The 23,386-nt window shown below is 36.4% G+C and carries 20 protein-coding genes; 12 read left to right on the top strand and 8 right to left on the bottom strand.

Translation table 11 applies throughout. The features are described 5' to 3' along the window. Positions 1 to 87 precede the first annotated feature (87 nt). Positions 88 to 393: an MTH1187 family thiamine-binding protein gene (locus ACFQ02_RS06970; protein WP_380820964.1), complete on the top strand. Its 306-nt coding sequence runs from the start codon at positions 88 to 90 to the stop codon at positions 391 to 393. 2 nt (positions 394 to 395) lie between these two features. Here the strand turns inward: ACFQ02_RS06970 and coaD are convergent, their stop codons facing one another. From coaD to tpiA, 3 genes are all read right to left on the bottom strand, one after another. Further along, on the bottom strand, positions 396 to 866 hold the full coding sequence (gene coaD / locus ACFQ02_RS06965) for a pantetheine-phosphate adenylyltransferase (RefSeq protein ID WP_380820960.1): 471 nt from the start codon (positions 864 to 866) through the stop codon (positions 396 to 398). 2 nt (positions 867 to 868) lie between these two features. After that, on the bottom strand, positions 869 to 2,143 hold the full coding sequence (waaA, locus tag ACFQ02_RS06960) for a lipid IV(A) 3-deoxy-D-manno-octulosonic acid transferase (protein ID WP_380821039.1): 1,275 nt from the start codon (positions 2,141 to 2,143) through the stop codon (positions 869 to 871). Between the two features lie 145 nt (positions 2,144 to 2,288). Beyond that, positions 2,289 to 3,056, bottom strand: a complete 768-nt coding sequence (tpiA, locus tag ACFQ02_RS06955) for a triose-phosphate isomerase (RefSeq protein ID WP_380821036.1) — start codon at positions 3,054 to 3,056, stop codon at positions 2,289 to 2,291. A gap of 164 nt (positions 3,057 to 3,220) precedes the next feature. On the opposite strand from tpiA, the gene ACFQ02_RS06950 reads away from it, so the two are divergent. Next, a complete protein-coding gene (locus ACFQ02_RS06950) occupies positions 3,221 to 3,661 on the top strand; it encodes a GNAT family N-acetyltransferase (protein WP_380820957.1) in 441 nt (146 codons plus the stop codon). A gap of 1 nt (position 3,662) precedes the next feature. Here ACFQ02_RS06950 and yggU read toward each other — a convergent pair whose 3' ends face one another. The 5 genes from yggU to trmB form a co-directional block, all read right to left on the bottom strand. Next, complete coding sequence (gene yggU / locus ACFQ02_RS06945; protein ID WP_380821033.1) at positions 3,663 to 3,962, bottom strand: DUF167 family protein YggU; 300 nt, start codon at positions 3,960 to 3,962, stop codon at positions 3,663 to 3,665. Positions 3,963 to 4,024: 62 nt separating this feature from the next. After that, the gene (locus ACFQ02_RS06940) at positions 4,025 to 4,594 is read right to left on the bottom strand and encodes a YggT family protein (RefSeq protein ID WP_380820956.1); all 570 of its coding nucleotides are present in this window, start codon (positions 4,592 to 4,594) and stop codon (positions 4,025 to 4,027) included. A 26-nt stretch (positions 4,595 to 4,620) separates the two neighbouring features. Further along, positions 4,621 to 5,568, bottom strand: a complete 948-nt coding sequence (gene corA, locus ACFQ02_RS06935) for a magnesium/cobalt transporter CorA (protein WP_380820955.1) — start codon at positions 5,566 to 5,568, stop codon at positions 4,621 to 4,623. A 426-nt stretch (positions 5,569 to 5,994) separates the two neighbouring features. Further along, a complete protein-coding gene (locus ACFQ02_RS06930) occupies positions 5,995 to 6,339 on the bottom strand; it encodes a YggL family protein (protein ID WP_380820953.1) in 345 nt (114 codons plus the stop codon). A gap of 21 nt (positions 6,340 to 6,360) precedes the next feature. Further along, positions 6,361 to 7,110: a tRNA (guanosine(46)-N7)-methyltransferase TrmB gene (trmB, locus tag ACFQ02_RS06925; protein ID WP_380820951.1), complete on the bottom strand. Its 750-nt coding sequence runs from the start codon at positions 7,108 to 7,110 to the stop codon at positions 6,361 to 6,363. 394 nt (positions 7,111 to 7,504) lie between these two features. Between trmB and ACFQ02_RS06920 the strand changes: the two genes are divergently transcribed. The 10 genes from ACFQ02_RS06920 to hemE all read left to right on the top strand — a co-directional run bounded on the left by ACFQ02_RS06920 (position 7,505) and on the right by hemE (position 23,386). Beyond that, a complete protein-coding gene (locus ACFQ02_RS06920) occupies positions 7,505 to 8,515 on the top strand; it encodes an ABC transporter permease subunit (RefSeq protein ID WP_380820949.1) in 1,011 nt (336 codons plus the stop codon). A 12-nt stretch (positions 8,516 to 8,527) separates the two neighbouring features. Beyond that, a complete protein-coding gene (gene dppC / locus ACFQ02_RS06915) occupies positions 8,528 to 9,427 on the top strand; it encodes a dipeptide ABC transporter permease DppC (protein WP_380820946.1) in 900 nt (299 codons plus the stop codon). A 9-nt stretch (positions 9,428 to 9,436) separates the two neighbouring features. Then, positions 9,437 to 10,420 carry a dipeptide ABC transporter ATP-binding protein gene (gene dppD, locus ACFQ02_RS06910; protein WP_380820943.1) on the top strand — a complete coding sequence of 328 codons (984 nt, stop codon included), beginning with the start codon at positions 9,437 to 9,439 and terminating at the stop codon, positions 10,418 to 10,420. After that, positions 10,413 to 11,417, top strand: a complete 1,005-nt coding sequence (locus tag ACFQ02_RS06905) for a peptide ABC transporter ATP-binding protein (protein ID WP_380820940.1) — start codon at positions 10,413 to 10,415, stop codon at positions 11,415 to 11,417. The genes dppD and ACFQ02_RS06905 overlap by 8 nt, the downstream gene beginning before the upstream one ends. Positions 11,418 to 11,778: 361 nt before the next feature. Next, positions 11,779 to 12,270 carry a 50S ribosomal protein L10 gene (gene rplJ / locus ACFQ02_RS06900; protein ID WP_380820938.1) on the top strand — a complete coding sequence of 164 codons (492 nt, stop codon included), beginning with the start codon at positions 11,779 to 11,781 and terminating at the stop codon, positions 12,268 to 12,270. A gap of 51 nt (positions 12,271 to 12,321) precedes the next feature. Continuing rightward, a complete protein-coding gene (gene rplL / locus ACFQ02_RS06895) occupies positions 12,322 to 12,690 on the top strand; it encodes a 50S ribosomal protein L7/L12 (protein WP_380820935.1) in 369 nt (122 codons plus the stop codon). A gap of 252 nt (positions 12,691 to 12,942) precedes the next feature. Beyond that, positions 12,943 to 16,971, top strand: a complete 4,029-nt coding sequence (gene rpoB, locus ACFQ02_RS06890; RefSeq protein WP_380820933.1) for a DNA-directed RNA polymerase subunit beta — start codon at positions 12,943 to 12,945, stop codon at positions 16,969 to 16,971. A gap of 91 nt (positions 16,972 to 17,062) precedes the next feature. Next, a complete protein-coding gene (gene rpoC / locus ACFQ02_RS06885; RefSeq protein WP_380820931.1) occupies positions 17,063 to 21,322 on the top strand; it encodes a DNA-directed RNA polymerase subunit beta' in 4,260 nt (1,419 codons plus the stop codon). 190 nt (positions 21,323 to 21,512) lie between these two features. Further along, positions 21,513 to 22,313, top strand: coding sequence for an NAD(+) diphosphatase (nudC, locus tag ACFQ02_RS06880; RefSeq protein ID WP_380820929.1), 801 nt, complete (start codon positions 21,513 to 21,515; stop codon positions 22,311 to 22,313). Beyond that, positions 22,310 to 23,386 carry a uroporphyrinogen decarboxylase gene (gene hemE, locus ACFQ02_RS06875; RefSeq protein WP_380820927.1) on the top strand — a complete coding sequence of 359 codons (1,077 nt, stop codon included), beginning with the start codon at positions 22,310 to 22,312 and terminating at the stop codon, positions 23,384 to 23,386. The genes nudC and hemE overlap by 4 nt, the downstream gene beginning before the upstream one ends.

Raw genomic sequence — 23,386 nt, 5'->3', positions numbered from 1 at the left:
ATTGAATTACAGTCTAGATTCTACCAATATAAAAATTTCATGAATAATTTTTCATCATATTATAAAGTTTAATAGAGGAACAAGAAAATGGCAGTATTAGAACTCTGTGTGATCCCAATTGGTACAGATAATACATCAGTAAGTGACTATATTGCTAAGGCAATACAAGTATTACAGCACCATAATATTGAATTTGAATTAAATGCTATGGGGACGGTGATGCAAGGAGATATTGATCTTTTACTGAAAGCTACGAGGGAAATTCAAGAAACTATTTTCAATACTGGTGTAAAAAGAGTTTATTCAGTTATTAAAATTGATGATAGACGAGATAGAAATGTAAATATGCAAGATAAAGTTAGTTCAGTAGAAAAAAAGTTATCTTGCCTGTAAAGTTATTTTTGTTTTAGTGCATTTAGCACTACATTGGGTACCCAATGACTAACATCTCCACTGTGAAGATGCACTTCTCGTACGATAGTTGAACTGAGATAACTCCATTCTTCCTTGGGTGGAAAGAAGAGGCTTTCAACGCCATTAGTGAGAACACGGTTTAAACTTGCTAGTTGGCGTTCATATTCAAAATCTGTGCTATCTCGTACTCCACGAATTATGGCATCAATATTATTTTGCTTAATCACATTAGCGAGTAGATCAGAAAAACCGATTACTTTTACATTTGATAAGTGTAAAGTAGCATTCTCTACTAATTCTACTCGTTCTTTTAGACAGAAGAGCGGTTTTTTAGTTGGATTTTCTGCTACAGCTACAATAATTTTATCAAACAATATTGCACTTCTCTCAATAATATCTAAATGTCCATTAGTAATTGGATCAAATGTTCCTGGATAGATAGCAGTTTTCATTGTTATTTCTCTAAAAATGGTTTTAAAAGGTTAAATAAGCGTTGTAAAGCACCACGATTTTCAGTTAATACTTTATGACTCGCATTACCATATTGATAGCGAAGTGAAGGAGAGTTTAGAAAAATTTTCACTGTTCTCGCTAGAGTTTCGCTGTCGCTGGCAATTTGTATCACACCACGTACATCACAGAGTTTTCCGAAAATTTCAGGAAAATTAAAGGTGTGTTTTCCACTAATAATAGGTAATTTAAATGATGCAGGTTCAAGAGGATTATGCCCACCATGTTTTACTAGACTACCCCCGACAAAAGCGACATCAGATACGCCATATAATAACATCAATTCTCCCATAGTATCCCCAATCAAGATCTGCGTATCCGCTTGCGGAGTAATATTTTGACTACGTAGCACATAATTAAGCTTTTGATTTTTAGCCAAATTTTCTACAAACGAAAATCTTTCAGGATGACGAGGCACTAAGATTAGTAAGAGATTGGGAAATTGTTGTAACAAAGAGCGGTGACTTTGTAGAATAATTTCCTCCTCACCTTCATGAGTACTTGCAGCTATCCAAATAGGTCGTTTCCCTAAACTGAGTTTCAGTTCATTAATATCGGCTAATAATTTATTTTTAATGACTAAATCAAATTTAATATTGCCTGTTAATTTTAGTTTGAGTGAATTGTAGCCTAGTTGTAAATAACGTTTCTCGCTGATCTTATCTTGTGGTGCAATAAGAGTAATTTCTTGTAGTATTGGCTGTATTATATTTTTCACTAGAGCATAGCGTTGACTAGAACGAGCAGACAATCTTGCATTAGCAATAATGAAAGGCGTTTGGCGTAAGTAAAGTTGATGAATAAGATTTGGCCAAATTTCGGTTTCTATCACGATACATAGTTTTGGTTGTACGAATTGTATCAATTTTTGAATAGAATAAGGCAAATCGTAAGGCAAATAAACATGAAAAACGCTGTCTCCAAAAGCAGATTTAACTCGCTCTGATCCTGTTGGTGTTACGGTTGTAACTGTAATTGGTAGATGTGGATAATTTTGCTGGATCTTTTTGATCAATGATGTAGCAGCAATAACCTCGCCAACAGAAGCAGCATGAATAATGATGCCATTTGGTTGAAGTGCGGTTAATTTATGATAAATTCCATAGCGTTCAGGAAGGCGTTTTCGATAATTGGGTGATTTTATACTGCGTAGCAGCATAAATAACAATACAAAGGGCTGTATCAAGTACATTAGAACAGTATAAAGAAAACGCCACATTTCATTCAACCGATTAAGACGAAAAAGTGCGATTATTTTACCGCACTTTATTACAGAAAACATCAGAATTACTGATTTGACTTACAGATTAATATGAACCTATAGAAACTAACTATATTAAATATAAATAGTTTTTTATAAGCTACTAAGCTTTTGCCTTTTCAGCAGCCTTAACAATAGTAGCAAAAGCAGCAGCTTTTAATGATGCCCCACCAACTAATGCACCGTCAATATCTGGTTGAGTGAATAATTCTGCAGCATTTGCATCATTAACTGAGCCACCATACTGAATGATAACTTGTTCTGCTACTGTAGAAGATTTTTTTGCAATATGCTGACGAATAAAAGCATGGACTGCTTGTGCTTGTGCTGGTGTTGCTGATTTTCCTGTACCAATTGCCCAAATTGGCTCATAAGCGATAACCGCATTATTGAAAGCTTCTACACCTAATGTATTGATCACAGCATCAATTTGTCTGGCACAAACTTCTTCAGTTTTGCCTGCTTCATTTTCAGCTTCAGTCTCTCCTATGCATAGCACAGGCGTTAATCCTGCATCTTTTAAAAGCTGGAATTTTTTAGCAATAAATTCATTGCTTTCTTTGTGATAAGTGCGGCGTTCAGAATGCCCAATAATAATGTATTTTGCACCAAATTCTTTTAACATTACGGGTGAAATATCACCTGTAAATGCACCTTGCACGTTTACATCAACATTTTGTGCACCTAGTGCGATCTTACTATCAGTAAGTAAATTTTCAGCTTGGGCTAAGTACATCACAGGTGGTGCAATTGCTACATTACAACCTTTTACATCAACTAATGCAGTTTTTAATTCTGAAATTAAGCTGTCACAAAATGCTTTGCTACCATTTAATTTCCAGTTTCCCATGACTAGGGGAATGCGTGCCATAATTTTTCTCCCAAATAAAGTAAATAAAACTGGAGATAATATACCAATTTTATTATTTTTCGGCAATTTTTCCTTTTCTTTTGACTAAATTTTTTGATGATTATTTTTATTTTAAAAGTTACAATCTACTGTATAAAACTAACAAAAAATGAGCAGAACTAGTTATGAATATTTTTAAAGCAGAACAATGGAATCTTGAAAATTTACTGCCAATTTTTGAAGAGTATCGTGTAGCACAGGGAATGATGCAGAATCCTGACCGCACTTTTGCTTTTTTAAGTAATCGTATTCGTTTTAGTGAAAGCATCTTTTTTATTGCTGTTGATAGCAATAAAAGTGCGGTTGGTTTTGTGCAACTTTATCCACGTATTTCATCACTGCGTTTGCAGCGTTATTGGCAATTAGCAGATATTTTTGTGCGAGAAATCAAAGATAAAAATGAAATTTACGCTGAACTTTTAGCAAAAGCAAAAGAGTTTGTCCGTTATACTCAATCTACATGGTTAGTTACTGAACAATTAAGTGAGTACCAGCCCTTGTTAGAACATGAAGGTTTTCGTCGTAATCCACAAAAAAATATTTTTGAGTTAAATTTAACAGATTAATTTATTTAATAAAGTCTTTAATTTTACTCGGTAATTGTTTAGGGTCTAATATTAATAATTGTTTATGTCGATTAAGCTCGCCTTTTTTCAAAATGACCGCACTTTTAGCTACTTTAAAAGTTTTGCTTAAAAACTTAATCAAGTGTGCATTAGCCTGTCCTTCTGATGGTGGAGCTGTAATTGCAATCTTTAATTCATCATTATGCAATCCAACGATTTCATCACGGCTAGCTTTAGGTTGTAGAAAAACTCGTAATTTTAAATTATTACCCTGCTTTTCTATCGGTTTTTGTGATTCCATTGAATTTAGTTTTTCATTGGATTGCATAAATGTTTAAAATTCCCCGTTAATAAGAAGTTAAATTATGCTAATGACCAAAGGACAGGGAATAAGTCGTAACAAACTCGATTTAGATAAAATAATATGAAAGCCAGAATCATTGGTGAAAAATCGATCATTCCTGTATTAGGTAAAATGTTTCTAATTGGCTTTAAAAGTGGCTCCGTTAAATGATATAAAGTGAATTGCAAAACAGATTGCCCTCGATTAAACCAGCTTATAATCGCACCAACAAAAATTACATAAAGTACGGTTTCACCAATCGTACGGCAAAAATGCAATATCCCAACTAGGAGGTAAGTGTTCCAATAGGTTACAATGATTTTGTCGCCCATTAAGTTAATGAGTGGATATTTGATTACCCCTAGAATAAATAGTAATGTAATTCCTGCTAAGTTAATATTTTTAAAAGAAGGAATAATTTTTTGCAAAGGCAATAATAATGGATTAGTTAGCTTTGCTAGCGTTTGTGAAAGTGGATTATAAAAATCAATGCGACTAAATTGAAACCAAATACGCAGTACTAACACAAAGCAATATACATTAATTAACGTATGAATTAAAAATTGAATAGAATTTAAATTTAAAGCCATCACTTTTCCTTAAATCAGTTTTAAAATTAGAGCCAACCTTTACGTTTAAAATACCAGTAAGGTGCGAATGCTGCAAGTGCCATTAGTCCTAGGGCAAAAGGATAACCAAAAGAAAATCCTAGTTCAGGCATATTACTGAAGTTCATGCCGTAATTAGAAGCAACTAGTGTTGGCGGTAAGAAAATGACTGATACAACAGAGAAAATTTTAATAATACGGTTTTGCTCAATATTAATGAAGCCCATTGCAGCTTGCATTAGAAAATTAACTTTTTGGAATAGAGATTCATTATGAGGTTGCAAAGACTCGATGTCTCGTAAAATTTCACGTGCTTGTTCGAGCTGATTCGCTGGCAAACGAGTTTTTCGCACTAAAAAACTTAAAGCACGCTGAGTATCCATTAAACATAACCGCACTTTAGAGCTTGTATCTTCTTGCTCAGTAAGCGTTGCTAAAGCTTGGTCAAATGCTTCTCCTTGTGTACCATTTAAAATTACACGGCTTAATTTTTCTAAGTCTGCGTACACATTTTCTATTACGTCTGCTAATTGTTCGATTTTAGTTTCTAATAAATCCAACAAGACTTCGTAAGCGTTACATTCTACTAGTCGTTGGCTACGAGAACGCATACGATATAAACGAAAAGCTGGTAGATCACGATCTCGTAAAGTAAATAGACGTCCTCCACGAATAGTAAAAGCGACACTTGCGAGGTCAGCGTAATCTTCCTCATCTTCACAGTAAAAAAATGAGTGCAAATGTAAACCGTCTTCATCTTCAAAAAAACGAGCAGAAGCTTCAATATCTTCTAATTCTAAAAAGGAAGCAAGATTTTGCCCCAAACCATCTTGTAAAACTTCTCGTTCTTCAGTGGTTGGCTCGACTAAATCAAGCCAAATAGCCGAATTTAATTCAGCATTAGTTTCATCAATGCGAACTAAGCGACTTTCTAATAGAGTAAAAGCATTTATCATTTTGCATCTCCATTTAAACAATGGCACAAACGCATTGAACGCAACATTCCTATAACAACGAAACATACAAAAGTGCGGTGAAATTTGCTATAAATTATAGGAGTTCAAAAGATACCTGAATAGGTAATAACACTTACCTGCGATCCCGCCGATAAGTAAAAAGGCAGGATTTAGAAAATAAATTGCAACTGGTATCGACTGTGACTGTCCAAAGTGAATGTCCTCTTATTACTAAATCGTTGCGAATGTTACGCCTGAAAGCCTGTTTCGTCAAGATTTTTATTATTTGTGCTTCTCAATTATCTAATCCTATTTAGCTAGTTAAATTTTATTATTAATTAGAGATAGTCTTGATAAATTCGACGTACAACATATTATAAAGTGCAGCAAAATCTACCGCACTTTATCTTGTACTTAGTATTAAAATTAATTTAATTTTGTTGGGTAGTCCCACCAAATATCAAATAACTCGCTTAATTCGATATGCTGTAAACCATTTTTTTCTAGCCAATCTTTGACTAAAGAGCGATGATTTTCATCACATTTTCCAATTTTTTCTAAACAAACTAGCCCTTCCCAGTGTAGATAGCCACTACCCTCATAAGCTAAACCGTTGGGGCGAATTACTTCTGCAATAAAGCGATCTAAGGTAGCATCAATTTCAGCTACGGGTGTGTTATCTGCAAATTGCCAATTTACTAAAAAACCTAATTCTTGATATTCAGCAAGATGCATTTTTTTACGTTGTCGTTGGTTACGTTTAATTGCCATAATATTTTCCTTCTTATAGAGTTATGAAGTTTTGATGAAATAGAGATCCCACACACCATGCCCTAGATTACGTCCACGTTGTTCAAATTTAGTTAGTGGTCGAAAATCAGGGCGGGGAATGTAGTCATTACTAATAGAAGTATTCTGCAAACCTATTGTGCATTGTAATATTTCTAGCATATGTTCAGCATAATTTTGCCAATCTGTTGCCATATGAATAAAGCCCTGAGACTTTAATTTTTGCATTATCGTATTTATAAAATGTAGTTGTACAATACGGCGTTTGTGGTGCTTAGCTTTATGCCAAGGATCAGGAAAGAATAACTGTAAGCCACTAAGACTTTCTGTCTCAATACAGTCACGTAAAATCTCAGTAGCATCATGACAAATTACACGGAGATTTTTTACTTTTTTTTCTACTGCATAAGCAATACAAGCTCCTACACCAGGCGTATGCACTTCAATGCCAAGATAATTTTTGTCAGGATTTTGCTCTGCCATTTCTACTAACGATTTACCCATGCCAAAACCGATTTCTAAAATTACGGGATTGTGATTTCCATAAATAGTTGGAAAATCAAAAAACTGACTTTGATATTCTAATCCGTAGAAGTTCCAGTGAGCATTCATCATATCACGTTGAAAATTACTTAGTCGTCCTGTACGTAATACAAAACTACGAACTTTGCGTTTATAACGACCATCTTCAGTAAATTCTGCGGTTTCAATTGTTTTACGTTTGTGATCAGCAAAAGTTTCTATTATTGACATTTATTTTCCAGTAATTGTGTAATTTAAGAGATTGAAAATGTTTCTTGTTGTTTTGTTATATTTTACACATCTAGTAATCTAAATAAAAATTAATTTATTAGTGAAATAAATGATTGGATAAATGTTATTAATTTGTTTTGAGTTTTAAATATCTTTGATAAAAAAGTTGACCTATTAGCCTAACCTGTTTTATCTTCTTTTTAAGGAATCAACATTTTTAACTTAGTTATGCCGAATTGGAAAAAGTGACTATCAAAAATGAGATATTGATTTAGCCGATAAATAACATTTCTTATACAATGATAATACTAGTGTATATGCCAGCATTATTATTTGAAAGTGCGGTGGTTTTTTCGGATTATTTGCGACAAATTTTTATTTTAAGAGAAAATTTATGTTTCAATTTCTTTTTAAGCGAATTTTTATGGTAATACCGACTTTTATTGGTATTACAGTACTCACTTTCGCGTTGATCCATTTGATACCAGGTGATCCTATTGAAATTAGAATGGGAGAGCGAGGTTTAACACCTGAAATGCATGAAGAAATGAAAAAACAATTAGGCTTAGATCAGCCTTTGTATATTCAATATGCTAAGTACGTAAAAGGTATTTTTCAGGGGGATTTAGGGGAGTCTTTTAAAAATAATATACCCGTGATGGATGAATTTCTATCGCTTTTCCCTGCTACTATTGAATTGACAGTTTTTGCTATTTTATTCGCTATCATTGTGGGAATTCCTATAGGGGTTTTAGCAGCAGTAAAAAGAGGATCTGTTTTTGACCACACAGTCATGGCAGTGTCACTGACGGGCTATTCAATGCCGATCTTTTGGTGGGGATTGTTATTAATGTTAGTAATGTCAGTACAGCTTGATATTACACCTGTGTCAGGAAGAATTGGAGCTGAGTTTTGGATTGATGATATAACGGGATTTATGTTAATAGATAGTTGGCTTTCAGAAGAAAATGGTGCATTTAAATCCGCAGTTTCACATTTAGTATTACCGTCAGTTGTACTCGGTACGGTGCCATTAGCGGTTATTTCAAGGATGACTCGTTCTTCTATGCTAGAAGTGTTAGGGGAAGATTATATCCGTACCGCAAGAGCCAAAGGACTTGCACTAATTCGAGTGATTATTGTACACGCATTACGAAACGCATTAATTCCCGTGGTTACAGTGATTGGTCTGATTGTTGGACAAATGCTTTCAGGTGCGATTTTAACTGAAACTATTTTTGCATGGCCAGGTATTGGGAAGTGGGTGATCGAAGCTATTCGAGCGAGAGATTACCCTGTGGTGCAGGGAGCGGTATTAATTATTGCAACTATCATTATTTTAGTGAATTTATTTGTTGATTTGATGTATGGCGTGCTAAATCCACGTATTCGTCATAAGAAATAAGTGGGAAAATGTATGACTAATAATTCAGAAATTACTACTAATGTTCCTATTCAGCAGTCACCACTGCGAGAGTTTTGGCTTCATTTTAGCCATAATAGAGGAGCAGTAATAGGGCTGATTTATATTATTGTAGTATTTTTTGTTAGTGTATTTGCTGATTTTGTATCGCCACATGATCCAATTGCACAAGCCAGAGATTATTTATTAATGCCACCTGCTTGGTTAGAAGGAGGAAGTTGGGATTTCATTTTAGGTACTGATGACGTTGGGCGTGATATTTTGTCTCGTTTAATTCATGGTGCTAGATTATCGTTATTTATTGGTTTGTTAGTAGTATCGCTATCTTTTATTTTAGGTGTATCACTGGGATTGGTTGCTGGTTATGTAGGTGGCGTTGTAGATATTCTAATTATGAGAATTATTGATATCATGCTAGCTATGCCAAGTTTGTTATTAGCAATAGCAATTGTCGCAATTTTAGGTCCCTCTTTACTTAATGCTTCATTTGCTATTGCCTTAGTTTCGTTGCCTAGTTATGTACGATTAACTCGAGCTTCAGTGTTAAATGAAATTAATCGAGATTATGTTACAGCTTCTCGTGTTGCTGGAGCGAAAGCATTGCGTTTAATGTTTATTGTTATTTTGCCAAATTGTGTTGCACCACTAATTGTGCAAACTACACTTGGATTTTCTAATGCTATTTTGGATATGGCAGCTTTAGGGTTTTTGGGGATTGGTGCACAGCCACCAACGCCAGAATGGGGAGCAATGCTTGCAGAAGCACTGCAATTTGTGCAACGAGCTTGGTGGGTAGTCACTTTTCCAGGCGTGGCAATCTTATTTACTGTGCTTGCATTCAATTTGATGGGTGATGGGTTACGTGATGCTCTTGATCCAAAATTGAAACAATAAGGAAAGAATATGTCATTATTAACAGTAAGTAATCTCTCAGTGTCCTTTGGTGATGAAAAAACATTGTTCAAAGCAGTAGATCGTATTAGCTATGAAGTTAACAAAGGTGAAGTACTCGGAATTGTTGGCGAATCAGGTTCTGGGAAATCAGTAAGTTCTTTGGCAATTATGGGATTGATTGATTACCCAGGAAGAGTAAAAGCTACCGCACTTTCTTTTGAAAATATTGATTTACTATCTATTAATGAAAAAGAAAAGCAGAAATTAGTAGGTGCGGATATTTCGATGATATTCCAAGATCCGATGACTAGTTTAAACCCATGTTATAGCGTTGGGTTTCAAATTATGGAAGTCTTGAAAGTTCATCAAGGAGGAACTAAGAAAGAGCGTCGTCAACGTACGATAGAATTATTGCGAATGGTAGGGATCCCTGATCCTGAATCTCGTTTGGATGTGTATCCGCATCAGCTTTCGGGAGGAATGAGCCAAAGAATAATGATCGCTATGGCGATTGCCTGTAAGCCAAAGTTATTGATTGCAGATGAGCCGACCACCGCACTTGATGTTACTATTCAAGCTCAGATTGTAGATTTATTATTGGATTTACAGAAAAAAGAAAATATGGCGTTAATCTTAATTACACATGATTTAGCTTTAGTAGCGGAAGCTGCACATCGTATTATTGTGATGTATGCGGGACAGATTGTGGAAGAGGGCAACGCTGAAGAAATTTTTAAATTACCAAAGCATCCTTATACTCAAGCTTTATTGCGATCTTTACCTGAATTTGTAGAGGGAAAATCACAATTACATTCTCTTTCAGGTGTTGTACCTGGAAAATATGATCGTCCTCAAGGTTGTTTATTAAATCCACGTTGCCCATATGCAACTGAGCATTGCCGTCAGGTTGAGCCTGAGCTACGCCCATTTGAACAAGGGAGAGTGAAATGCCATACTCCATTAAATTCACAAGGAGAACCGAGCTATGCTTAATCAGAACTTAGAACAAACAGAGCCGTTACTTGAAGTAATTGATTTAAAAAAATATTATCCAGTGAAAAAAGGATTATTTTCTTCTCAAAGATTAGTAAAAGCGTTAGATGGCGTTTCTTTTTGCTTAAGTAAAGGGAAAACTCTTGCTGTAGTAGGTGAATCAGGCTGTGGAAAATCAACTCTCGCACGTTTATTGACAATGATTGAACACCCAACAAATGGAGAGCTTTATTTTAATGGACAAAATTTTTTAGAAAACGATAAAGAAACACAAAATTTACGTCGACAAAAAATCCAAATCGTATTTCAAAATCCTTATGCTTCATTAAATCCACGTAAAAAAATAGGTATGATTTTAGATGAACCTTTGCTAATTAATACCGCACTTTCTAAGACGGAACGTAAAGCAAAAGTTCTAGAGATTATGGAAAAAGTAGGGCTTCGAGCAGAATTTTATGATCGTTATCCTCACATGTTTTCTGGTGGACAACGCCAACGCATTGCGATTGCTAGAGGGTTAATGCTTAACCCCGATATTATGGTGGCTGATGAACCTGTATCTGCTTTAGATGTATCAGTACGAGCCCAAGTATTAAATTTAATGATGGATTTGCAAAAAGAACTTGGACTTTCTTATGTGTTTATTTCTCATGACTTATCAGTAGTAGAACATATTTCTGATGAAGTAATGGTGATGTATTTGGGACGATGTGTAGAATATGGTACAGTAGAGCAAATATTTAAATATCCTAAACATCCTTATACTCAAGCTTTATTATCAGCTACGCCAAGACTTTCTTTAAATACACGCAGGGAACGTATAAAATTGGAAGGAGAATTGCCAAGTCCATTGAATCCACCACTGGGTTGTGCATTTCATGCTCGTTGTCGTTTTGCTCAGGAATACTGTAGAAAGGTCCAACCACAATTACAAATTCATAAAGATGGTACGAAAGTAGCATGTTTCGTAGCTGAGTTAAATGAACAGTCGAAATAATAAAGAGCGGTTAGTTTTCGCTATGATCTGTGGGATTGTAGTAATAATGAAAATGAAATTAATGGCTTAATTTTATTTTTTATTGCTTTACAACTGATCAATTTGTGATATAATCCGCCACCTAAATTTCACTTAATTGTGGAATATTACTGATGGTGCTTGCCAATCAAGCCCCATCGAAGACCGTAGGTGAAATTGTGTTAGCAATTTCTTAATTTTTTGACCTACGTAGATGGTGAACAGACAGAATTTTCTGCTTCTGGACACCTTAACATCAATAAACCCTATGATAAAATTATAGTGTTTTTTGATATATTTAGTCAGTTCCGCTTCGGCGGAGTGTATCAGGAGCTAAAAGCCAATGGCATTAAATCTTCAAGACAAACAAGCAATTGTTGCTGAAGTAAATGAAGCAGCCAAAGGTGCCCTGTCAGCAGTGATTGCAGATTCTCGTGGTGTTACTGTTGATAAAATGACTGAGCTACGTAAAGCAGCTCGTGAAGCTGGCGTTTCAATGCGTGTTGTACGTAATACTTTATTGCGTCGTGCAGTGGAAGGTACAGATTATGAATGCTTAAAAGATACGTTCATCGGTCCAACACTTATCGCATTTTCTAACGAACATCCAGGTGCAGCAGCACGTTTGTTTAAAGATTTTGCAAAAGCAAATGATAAGTTTGAAATTAAAGGTGCAGCCTTTGAAGGTAAGATTCAAGATGTTGAATTCTTAGCAACATTACCAACTTACGATGAAGCGATTGCACGTTTAATGGGTACAATGAAAGAAGCTGCAGTAGGAAAACTTGCTCGCACTTTGGCAGCGTTACGCGACAAATTACAAGAAGCAGCTTAATTAAAGCTTTTCTTAATTGGTTTAATTTATTTACTTTAGGAATTGATTGTTATGTCATTAACTAACGAACAAATTATTGAAGCTATTGCTTCTAAAACTGTAACTGAAATCGTAGAATTAATTACTGCGATGGAAGAGAAATTTGGTGTTTCAGCAGCTGCAGCTGCAGTAGCTGTGGCAGCTGGTCCTGCTGAAGCAGCAGAAGAAAAAACTGAATTTGATGTTGTACTTGCAGCAGTTGGTGCAAATAAAGTAGCTGTAATCAAAGCTGTACGTGGAGCAACAGGTTTAGGCTTAAAAGAAGCTAAAGACCTTGTTGAGTCTGCGCCTGCAGTATTGAAAGAAGGCATTGCTAAAGCGGAAGCTGAAGCACTTAAGAAAGAATTAGAAGAAGCTGGTGCACAAGTAGAAATCAAATAATTTTTGGTTGACTTTGCCCTGTTTTTTCAGGCTTAATGGCTGGTGGATTTCCATCGGCCATTTTGTGTTATCCCGATATAGAAATAAATCTACCGTTTATCTATTTCTATTGATTCAAATAAGGTATATTATTTGAATGTCACCCCACTACAGAAGTAAGGTTCAGAGTGCGGTCATTATTAAACGGATTAATTGCCGCAATGTGATAAGTATTGTGCGGTTGGACCACTGAAAATTAAGTAGAGGAAACCCATGGTTTACTCATATACCGAGAAAAAACGAATTCGTAAAAACTTCGGCAAACGTCCGCAAGTTTTAAATGTACCTTATTTATTGACTATCCAACTTGATTCGTTCGATAAGTTTATTCAAAGAGATCCTGAAGGACAACAAGGCCTAGAGGCTGCATTTCGCTCAGTATTTCCAATAGTCAGCAATAATGGTAATACAGAACTACAGTATGTTAGCTATCAATTAGGTGAGCCAGTCTTTGATGTAAGAGAATGTCAAATTCGTGGTACTACCTACGCAGCTTCGTTACGCGTCAAATTACGTCTTGTAAGTTATGATAAAGACGCAGCACCTGGCACAATCAAAGATATAAAAGAACAAGAAGTTTACATGGGTGAAATTCCATTGATGACCAATAATGGTACTTTTGTAATTAATGGTACCGAGCGTGTTATTGTGTCACAGTTACATAGAAGCCCAGGTGTGTTCTTTGACAGCGATAAAGGGAAAACTCACTCATCAGGTAAAGTGCTTTATAATGCACGTATTATTCCTTATCGTGGATCATGGTTAGATTTTGAATTTGATCCAAAAGATAATCTATATGCTCGTATTGACCGCCGTCGTAAATTACCAGCGACTATTATTTTGCGAGCTTTAAACTATTCTACAGAAGAAATTTTAGGACTTTTCTTCGACAAGATTACTTTTGAGATTCAAGATAACAAATTGTTAATGACATTAGTTCCAGAAAGATTGCGAGGGGAGACTGCATCTTTTGACATAGAAGCTAATGGTAAAGTTTATGTGGAGCGAGGTCGTCGTATTACGGCTCGTCATATTCGAGTATTAGAAAAAGATCAAATTACTCAAGTAGAAGTGCCGACAGAATATATTGTTGGTAAAGTTATAGCGAAAGATTATGTTGATCTAGATACGGGTGAATTAGTTTGTGCTGCTAATACTGAGATTACTTTAGAGCTATTGGCTAAGCTGTCACAAGCAGGTTATCAAGTTATTGAAACTTTATTTACTAATGACTTAGATTTTGGTCCTTATATTTCAGAGACTTTACGCGTAGATCCATCTAGTGATCGATTAAGTGCGTTAGTTGAAATTTATCGTATGATGAGACCAGGTGAGCCACCTACAAAAGAAGCAGCAGAAGGCTTATTTGATAATTTATTCTTTTCTACCGAACGTTATGATTTATCCGCAGTTGGGCGTATGAAATTTAATCGCTCTTTAGGTATTGAGGATGTTACTGATAGCGGCACTTTAAGTAAAGACGATATTGTCAATGTAATGAAGAAATTAATTGACATTCGTAATGGTCGTGGCGAAGTGGATGATATTGATCATTTAGGTAATCGTCGTATTAGATCTGTAGGTGAAATGGCAGAAAATCAATTCCGAATTGGGCTTGTTCGTGTTGAAAGAGCAGTAAAAGAGCGGTTATCTTTAGGAGATCTTGATTCTGTTACTCCACAAGATTTGATTAACGCAAAACCTATTTCTGCAGCAGTGAAAGAATTTTTTGGTTCTTCTCAGCTTTCACAATTTATGGATCAAAACAATCCATTATCAGAAGTGACACATAAACGTCGTATTTCAGCATTAGGTCCTGGCGGGTTGACTCGTGAGCGTGCTGGTTTTGAGGTACGTGACGTACACGCAACTCATTATGGTCGCGTTTGCCCTATAGAAACACCTGAAGGTCCAAATATCGGATTGATCAACTCTCTTTCTGTATATGCTCGAACTAATGATTATGGATTTTTAGAAACACCATATCGTAAAGTAGTAAACGGTCAAGTAACAGAAGAAATTGAATATTTATCTGCAATCGAAGAAGGTAAATATGTGATTGCACAGGCTAACTCTAATCTTGATGAGGATCTTCGTTTTACTGATGCCTTTGTTACTTGTCGTGGTGAGCATGGTGAATCAGGCCTATACCGCCCAGAAGATATTCACTACATGGATGTTTCAACTCAGCAAGTTGTTTCTGTTGCGGCTGCACTCATTCCATTCTTAGAACACGATGATGCGAACCGTGCATTGATGGGAGCTAACATGCAACGTCAAGCGGTTCCAACTTTACGTGCAGATAAGCCGTTAGTTGGTACTGGTATGGAAAAGCCAGTTGCACTTGATTCTGGTGTTGCGGTAGTAGCAAAACGAGGCGGTACAATTCAATACGTAGATGCTTCTCGTATCGTAGTAAAAGTAAATGAAGATGAAACTTTTGCTGGAGAAGCGGGAATTGATATTTATAACTTAGTAAAATACACTCGTTCAAATCAAAATACTTGTGTTAATCAAATTCCTTGCGTTAAATTAGGTGAACCTATTGAACGTGGAGAAATTTTAGCAGATGGTCCATCTACTGATCTTGGTGAACTCGCATTAGGACAGAATATGAGAGTGGCATTTATGCCATGGAATGGTTATAACTTTGAAGATTCTATGTTAGTTTCTGAACGAGTAGTGCAAGAAGACCGTTTTACTACTATTCATATTCAAGAGCTTTCTTGTATAGCTCGTGATACTAAATTAGGTTCCGAAGAAATTACTGCAGACATTCCAAATGTAGGTGAAGCCGCATTGAGCAAGCTTGATGAGTCAGGTATTGTATATATTGGTGCTGAAGTAAAAGGTGGGGATATTTTAGTTGGTAAAGTTACACCGAAAGGTGAAACTCAGCTTACGCCAGAAGAAAAATTGTTAAGAGCAATTTTTGGTGAAAAAGCATCTGATGTAAAAGATTCCTCGTTACGAGTTCCAAATAGCGTATCAGGTACAGTTATTGATGTACAGGTCTTTACTCGTGATGGTGTTGAAAAAGATAAACGAGCTCTAGAAATTGAAGAAATGCAACTTAAACAAGCGAAAAAAGATCTTGTGGAAGAGCTAGAAATCTTAGAAGCTGGTTTATTTGCTCGAGTGCATTCGTTATTAATTTCAAGTGGTATCGATGCGAAAACTTTAGATAAATTGAACCGCACTCAATGGCTAGAGCAATCTCTTGATGATGAATTGAAGCAAAATCAGCTTGAGCAACTTGCAGAACAGTATGAAGAATTGCGTAAAGATTTTGAACATAAATTAGAAGTTCAACGCAGTAAAATTATTCAAGGTGATGATCTTGCTCCAGGCGTGTTGAAAGTCGTAAAAGTTTATCTTGCAGTAAAACGCCAAATTCAACCAGGTGACAAAATGGCTGGTCGTCATGGAAACAAAGGGGTAATTTCGAAAATTAATCCTGTGGAAGATATGCCATATGATGAAAATGGTCAGCCTGTGGATATTGTGTTAAATCCATTAGGGGTACCTTCTCGTATGAATATTGGTCAGATCCTTGAAACTCACTTAGGTTTGGCAGCAAAAGGTATTGGCGACCAAATTAATGCTATGATCAAACAAAAGCAGGATATTGAGAAATTACGTGGTTATATCCAAAAAGCTTACGATCTTGGTGATAGTTCTCAGCAAGTTGACCTCAGTACTTTTACTGATGAAGAAGTCATGCGTTTAGCTGAAAATTTACGTAAAGGTATGCCACTAGCAACTCCAGTATTTGATGGTGCTCATGAAAAAGAAATTAAAGCACTGTTAGAATTAGGCGGGTTGCCAACCTCTGGTCAGATAACTTTGTATGATGGTCGTACTGGTGAGAAGTTTGAACGTCCAGTAACTGTTGGTTATATGTATATGCTCAAATTGAACCACTTAGTTGACGATAAAATGCATGCCCGTTCAACTGGATCTTATAGTTTAGTCACTCAGCAACCACTAGGTGGTAAGGCCCAATTTGGTGGTCAACGCTTTGGGGAAATGGAGGTCTGGGCGTTAGAAGCATATGGTGCAGCTTATACACTACAAGAGATGTTGACAGTGAAATCTGATGATGTAAATGGTCGGACGAAAATGTATAAAAATATCGTTAGTGGAACTCATCATATGGATCCAGGTACTCCAGAATCTTTCAATGTTATTATGAAAGAGATTCGTTCGTTGGGTATTAATATTGATTTAGACGAAGAATGATATTTTAAATTCTAAAGTACGCCCAAGTGCGGTGGAATTTTAAAAATTTTAACCGCACTTGAATAAGTTTAACTCCGATAGGAGCAGATCTGTGAAAGACTTAGTCAAGTTTTTAAAAGCACAATCAAAAACAAGTGAAGATTTTGATGTGATTAAAATTGGTTTAGCATCGCCAGACATGATTCGTTCATGGTCTTATGGTGAGGTTAAAAAGCCAGAAACTATCAATTACCGTACGTTTAAACCAGAACGAGACGGGCTTTTCTGTGCTAGAATTTTTGGACCAGTAAAAGATTATGAGTGTTTGTGTGGAAAATACAAGCGTCTCAAACACCGTGGTGTTATTTGTGAGAAATGTGGTGTTGAAGTAACACAAGCTAAAGTGCGTCGTGAACGTATGGGGCATATTGAGTTAGCCTCACCAGTAGCTCACATTTGGTTTTTAAAATCATTGCCATCTCGTATTGGTTTGTTATTAGATATGCCTTTGCGTGATATTGAACGAGTACTTTATTTTGAATCTTATATTGTAATAGAGCCAGGAATGACAGATCTTGAAAAAGGTCAGCTGTTAACTGAAGAACAATATATTGATGCTGAAGATCGTTGGGCTGATGAATTTGATGCGAAAATGGGAGCTGAAGCAATCCAAGCGTTGTTACGTGATATGGATTTGCAGCACGAATGTGAGAAATTGCGTGAAGAGCTACAAGAAACTAATTCGGAAACTAAGCGTAAAAAAATTACTAAGCGTCTGAAATTATTAGAAGCGTTTATTCAATCAGGTAATAAACCTGAGTGGATGGTAATGACTGTATTACCAGTGTTACCACCAGATTTACGTCCATTAGTTCCTCTCGATGGAGGACGTTTTGCTACTTCAGATTTGAATGATCTATATCGTAGAGTAATTAATCGTAATAATCGTTTAAAACGTTTATTAGATTTGATTGCACCAGATATTATCGTGCGTAATGAAAAGCGGATGCTACAAGAGTCTGTCGATGCATTATTAGATAATGGACGTCGTGGTCGAGCAATTACAGGTTCTAACCGCCGACCATTAAAATCGTTAGCTGATATGATTAAAGGTAAGCAAGGTCGTTTCCGTCAAAACTTGCTTGGAAAACGAGTAGACTATTCTGGTCGTTCTGTAATCACTGTAGGACCTTACTTGCATTTGCATCAATGTGGCTTACCGAAAAAAATGGCATTGGAATTGTTCCGTCCATTTATTTATTCAAAACTAGAAAGTCGTGGTTATGCTACAACAATCAAAGCTGCGAAAAAAATGGTTGAACGCGAAGAGGCTATTGTATGGGATATTTTAGCAGAGGTTATTCGTGAGCATCCAATTCTATTGAACCGTGCACCAACATTGCATCGTTTGGGGATTCAAGCGTTTGAACCAATTCTAATTGAAGGTAAAGCAATTCAGTTACATCCATTAGTTTGTGCGGCGTTTAACGCTGACTTCGATGGTGACCAAATGGCAGTTCATGTGCCATTAACGCTTGAAGCTCAATTAGAAGCTAGAGCTTTGATGATGTCAACTAACAATATTTTATCACCAGCAAATGGTGAACCTATCATTGTGCCTTCACAAGACGTGGTATTAGGTCTTTACTATATGACCCGTGAGAAAGTGAATGGTAAAGGTGAAGGAATGCTATTGCAAGACCCACGTGAAGCTGAAAAAGCATATTGCACAGGTCAAGTAGAGTTACATTCTCGAGTTAAAGTGCGGATTACCGAGTGGGTTAAAGATGCTTCAAATGAGTTGAAGCCAAAAACTGAGTTAGTAGATACTACTATTGGCCGTGCCATATTATGGATGATTGCACCTAAAGGTATGCCATTTAATTTGTTTAATCAAGCTTTAGGTAAAAAAGCAATTTCTAAATTGATTAATGAAAGCTATCGTCGCTTAGGCTTGAAAGCAAGTGTTATGTTTGCTGATAAAATAATGTATACGGGTTTTGCGTATGCTGCTCGCTCGGGATCCTCTGTCGGTATTGATGATATGGTTATCCCTGAGCAGAAATATAGCATTATTTCTGAAGCGGAAAAAGAAGTCGCTGAGATTCAAGACCAATTTAATTCAGGTTTAGTTACAGCTGGGGAGCGATACAATAAAGTAATCGATATTTGGGCTGCTGCTAATGATAAAGTCGCGAAAGCTATGATGACTAACTTAGAAACAGAAGAGGTTATCAATCGTGATGGTCAACCTGAAAAGCAAAAATCTTTTAACAGTATTTTCATGATGGCTGATTCTGGGGCTCGTGGTTCTGCTGCACAAATTCGTCAGCTAGCAGGAATGCGTGGTTTGATGGCTCGTCCAGATGGTTCAATTATTGAGACACCAATTACAGCAAACTTCCGTGAAGGATTGAACGTTTTACAATACTTTATTTCAACTCATGGGGCACGTAAAGGTTTAGCTGATACAGCGTTAAAAACTGCAAATTCAGGTTATTTGACTCGCCGTTTGGTTGATGTAGCACAAGACCTTGTTATTATTGAGGATGACTGTGGTACACATGAAGGTGTAGTAATGACCCCGCTCATTGAAGGTGGGGATGTGAAAGAGCCGTTACGTGAACGAGTATTGGGTCGAGTAGTTGCTGAAGATGTCTTGAAACCAGGTACGGGCGAAGTTCTTATTCCTCGTAATACGATGATTGATGAAAAACTTTGCGATTTAATTGATGAAAATTCAGTTGATACCATCAAAGTACGTTCAGTTGTAACTTGTGATACTGATTTTGGGGTTTGTGCAAAATGCTATGGTCGTGATTTGGCTCGTGGACACTTGATTAACCAAGGTGAGGCAGTAGGTGTTATTGCTGCACAATCTATCGGTGAACCTGGTACACAGTTAACCATGCGTACATTCCATATCGGTGGAGCTGCATCTGCAGCAGCTAAAGAATCTAGCATACAAGTAAAAAATACTGGTACTTTGCGTTTGGCTAATGTGAAATTCGTTACTAACAAAGACAATAAATTAGTACTAACTTCTCGTAATACAGAATTAACGATTATTGATGCTTTCGGACGTACTAAAGAACACTATAAAGTTCCTTATGGTGCGGTATTAAATAAAGCAGATGGACAAGAAGTTAATGCTGGTGAAACAGTAGCAAATTGGGATCCTCATACTATGCCTGTAGTTTCTGAGGTATCGGGTTTTGTTAAATTTGTAGATATTATCGATGGTTTAACTGTTACTCGTCAGACTGATGAATTAACGGGACTTTCCTCTATCGTAGTACAAGATGTAGGTGAACGTGCGACAGCTGGTAAAGATCTACGTCCTGCTTTGAAATTAGTTGATGCAAAAGGTAATGACATATTTATTCCAAACACTGATGTTATTGCTCAGTATTTCTTACCAGGTAAAGCTATTGTTACTTTAGATGATGGTGCAGAGGTTTCAATTGGGGAGCCTTTAGCTCGTATTCCTCAAGAGTCTGTTGGAACAAAAGATATTACTGGGGGTCTTCCACGCGTAGCGGATCTTTTCGAAGCACGTAAACCGAAAGAGCCAGCTATTTTAGCAGAGATTTCGGGTATTGTGTCTTTTGGTAAAGAAACGAAAGGTAAACGCCGTTTGTTAATTACCCCAGCAGAAGGTGATGTACATGAGGAAATGATTCCAAAATGGCGTCAACTCAATGTGTTTGAGGGAGAAATGGTACAGCGTGGAGATTTAATTTCTGATGGTGCAGAAACACCACATGACATTTTACGTTTACGTGGCGTTCATGCTGTAACTGATTATATCGTTAATGAAGTACAAGAAGTGTACCGCTTACAAGGGGTGAAAATTAACGATAAACATATTGAAGTTATTGTTCGCCAAATGTTGCGCAAGGCAATTATTACAAAAGCATACGACTCTGAGTTTTTAGAGGGTGAGCAAGTAGAAGTTGCAAGAGTGAAAATTGTCAATCGAAAACGTGCAATGGAAGGTAAGCCTTTAGTGGAATTTGAGCGAGAATTGCTTGGTATTACTAAAGCAAGTTTAGCAACAGAATCGTTTATTTCTGCTGCATCATTCCAAGAAACTACACGCGTGTTGACAGAAGCAGCTGTAGCAGGTAAACGTGATGAATTACGTGGATTAAAAGAAAATGTTATCGTGGGAAGATTAATTCCTGCTGGTACAGGTTTCGCTTATCACCAAAATCGACATAAAAATCGCTTGGCAAGTATTGTAACGGAGCCTCAAGTGAAATTGTCAGTTGCCGATGAAGAAGCGATAGCTTCTGAATTTACCGTAACCGCAGAAGATGCAACTGCATCATTGGCTGAAATGTTGAATATGGCAGATGAAGCTGAGTAAAAATTTGCTATAGTTTAAAACCCGAACTTAGTTAAGTTCGGGTTTTTTGTATGAATAATGTACTATAAAAATGAGATCTAAAAGTGCGGTTAATAAATTCGCAATTTTACTTACTGCATTTATATGTATAAAATACTGAACTTATAGAAGTTCATTTCTTGATAAAGAGCGGTGAAAATAAAGGAAATTTATGCAAAAACTGAAGCCTTCAGATAGTGGATTTTGGATTTTAACTCAAGCAAGTTGTGTTGCTATTGAAGCTGGTGATCTGCCTTTTGGAACAGCGTTAAAAATGGGCATTTGTGGCTTGCTAGGTAAAAAAATAGGTATGTGGAATGGGCAACCTGTATGGTGGGTAGAAGAATCAATATCGCAAAACTTTAATTATGTGTCATTGCGTAGCCTACTTCATTTACCAGAACAGCAGTTTTGTTTGTTGAATCGTGCTATTGGGCTTAATCATTTTTTTAAAACGCATCAATTCTGCGGGAAATGTGGAAGAAAAGTACAGTTTGTAAAAAATGAATGGGCAGTACAATGCGTTAATGAATCTTGTGGACAACGTTTTTATCCCGTTATTTGTCCATCAATTATTGTAGTAGTAAGGCGTGGACAAGAAATGTTATTAGTTAACCATTTAAGACATAAAGGTGGTATTTATACCGCAGTAGCAGGATTTGTAGAAATTGGTGAAACTTTTGAGCAATGTGTACAGCGAGAGGTTTTAGAAGAAACGGGGATCAAAATAAAAAATATTCGCTATTTTGGTAGTCAACCATGGTCTTTTCCAAATTCTCAAATGGTAGGATTTTTAGCTGATTATGATAGTGGGGAATTGAAATTTCAAGTAGATGAAATTTATGATGGAAAATGGCAACATTGTGATGATCCTTTTCCAGAATTGCCACCTAAAGGGACAATTGCATTACAGTTAATTGAAGCAACTGTAGCACTTTGTAAAATAGAAAAAATAAGTAAGGAAAAACAATGACAGTGTTAAAAAATGATCGCTATTTGAAAGCGTTATTACGTGAGCCAGTGGATATGACACCAATTTGGATGATGCGACAAGCAGGACGATATTTACCTGAGTATAAAGCCACTAGAGCATTAGCTGGTGACTTTATGTCTTTGTGTCGTAATGCAGAATTAGCCTGTGAAGTGACACTTCAACCTTTACGTCGTTATGAATTAGATGCTGCGATTTTATTTTCCGATATTTTAACTATTCCTGATGCGATGGGATTGGGATTGAGTTTTGGAGCTGGAGAAGGACCTAAATTTGCATATCCAGTAGATAGTCAAAGAGCGGTACAAAATTTACCAATACCTGATCCTGAGGACGAATTACAATATGTTATGAACGCTGTGCGAGTTATTCGAAGAGAACTCAAAGGAGATGTTCCATTAATTGGGTTCTCAGGTAGTCCTTGGACGTTGGCGACTTATATGGTAGAAGGTGGGAGCAGTAAATCTTTCACGAAAATAAAGAAAATGCTGTATTCTGAACCGCATTTATTGCATCAATTATTAGATAAGCTAGCTGAGTCGGTAATATTGTACTTAAATGCTCAAATTAAAGCGGGTAGTCAAGCTGTGATGATTTTTGATACTTGGGGTGGAGTGCTAGGACATCGTGAGTATAAAGACTTCTCTTTACAGTACATGCATAAAATTGTTGCTAATTTAGTTCGGGAAAATGAAGGTCGTAAAGTGCCAGTTACTTTGTTTACTAAAGGTGGCGGTGGGTGGTTGGAAGCTATCGCTGCAACTGGATGTGATGCGGTTGGTTTGGATTGGACTGTAAATCTAAGTGAAGCAAAAAGACGCATTGGTAATAAAGTAGCTCTTCAGGGCAATTTAGATCCTTCAGTGTTATATGCATCACCAGAGTATATAAAAATGGAAGTTAAGAAAATTTTATCTGACTTTGGACAAGGTAGTGGACATATTTTCAATTTAGGTCATGGGATTCATCAAGATGTTCCAGTACAGAATCCTAAAATTCTTGTTGATGCAGTTCATCAATATTCTAAAGCTTATCATCAACAAAGTGCGGTATAG

This window comes from Seminibacterium arietis, assembly GCF_042675725.1.
GTDB lineage: Bacteria > Pseudomonadota > Gammaproteobacteria > Enterobacterales > Pasteurellaceae > Seminibacterium > Seminibacterium arietis.
This window is presented reverse-complemented; position numbering and strand designations above follow the sequence as displayed.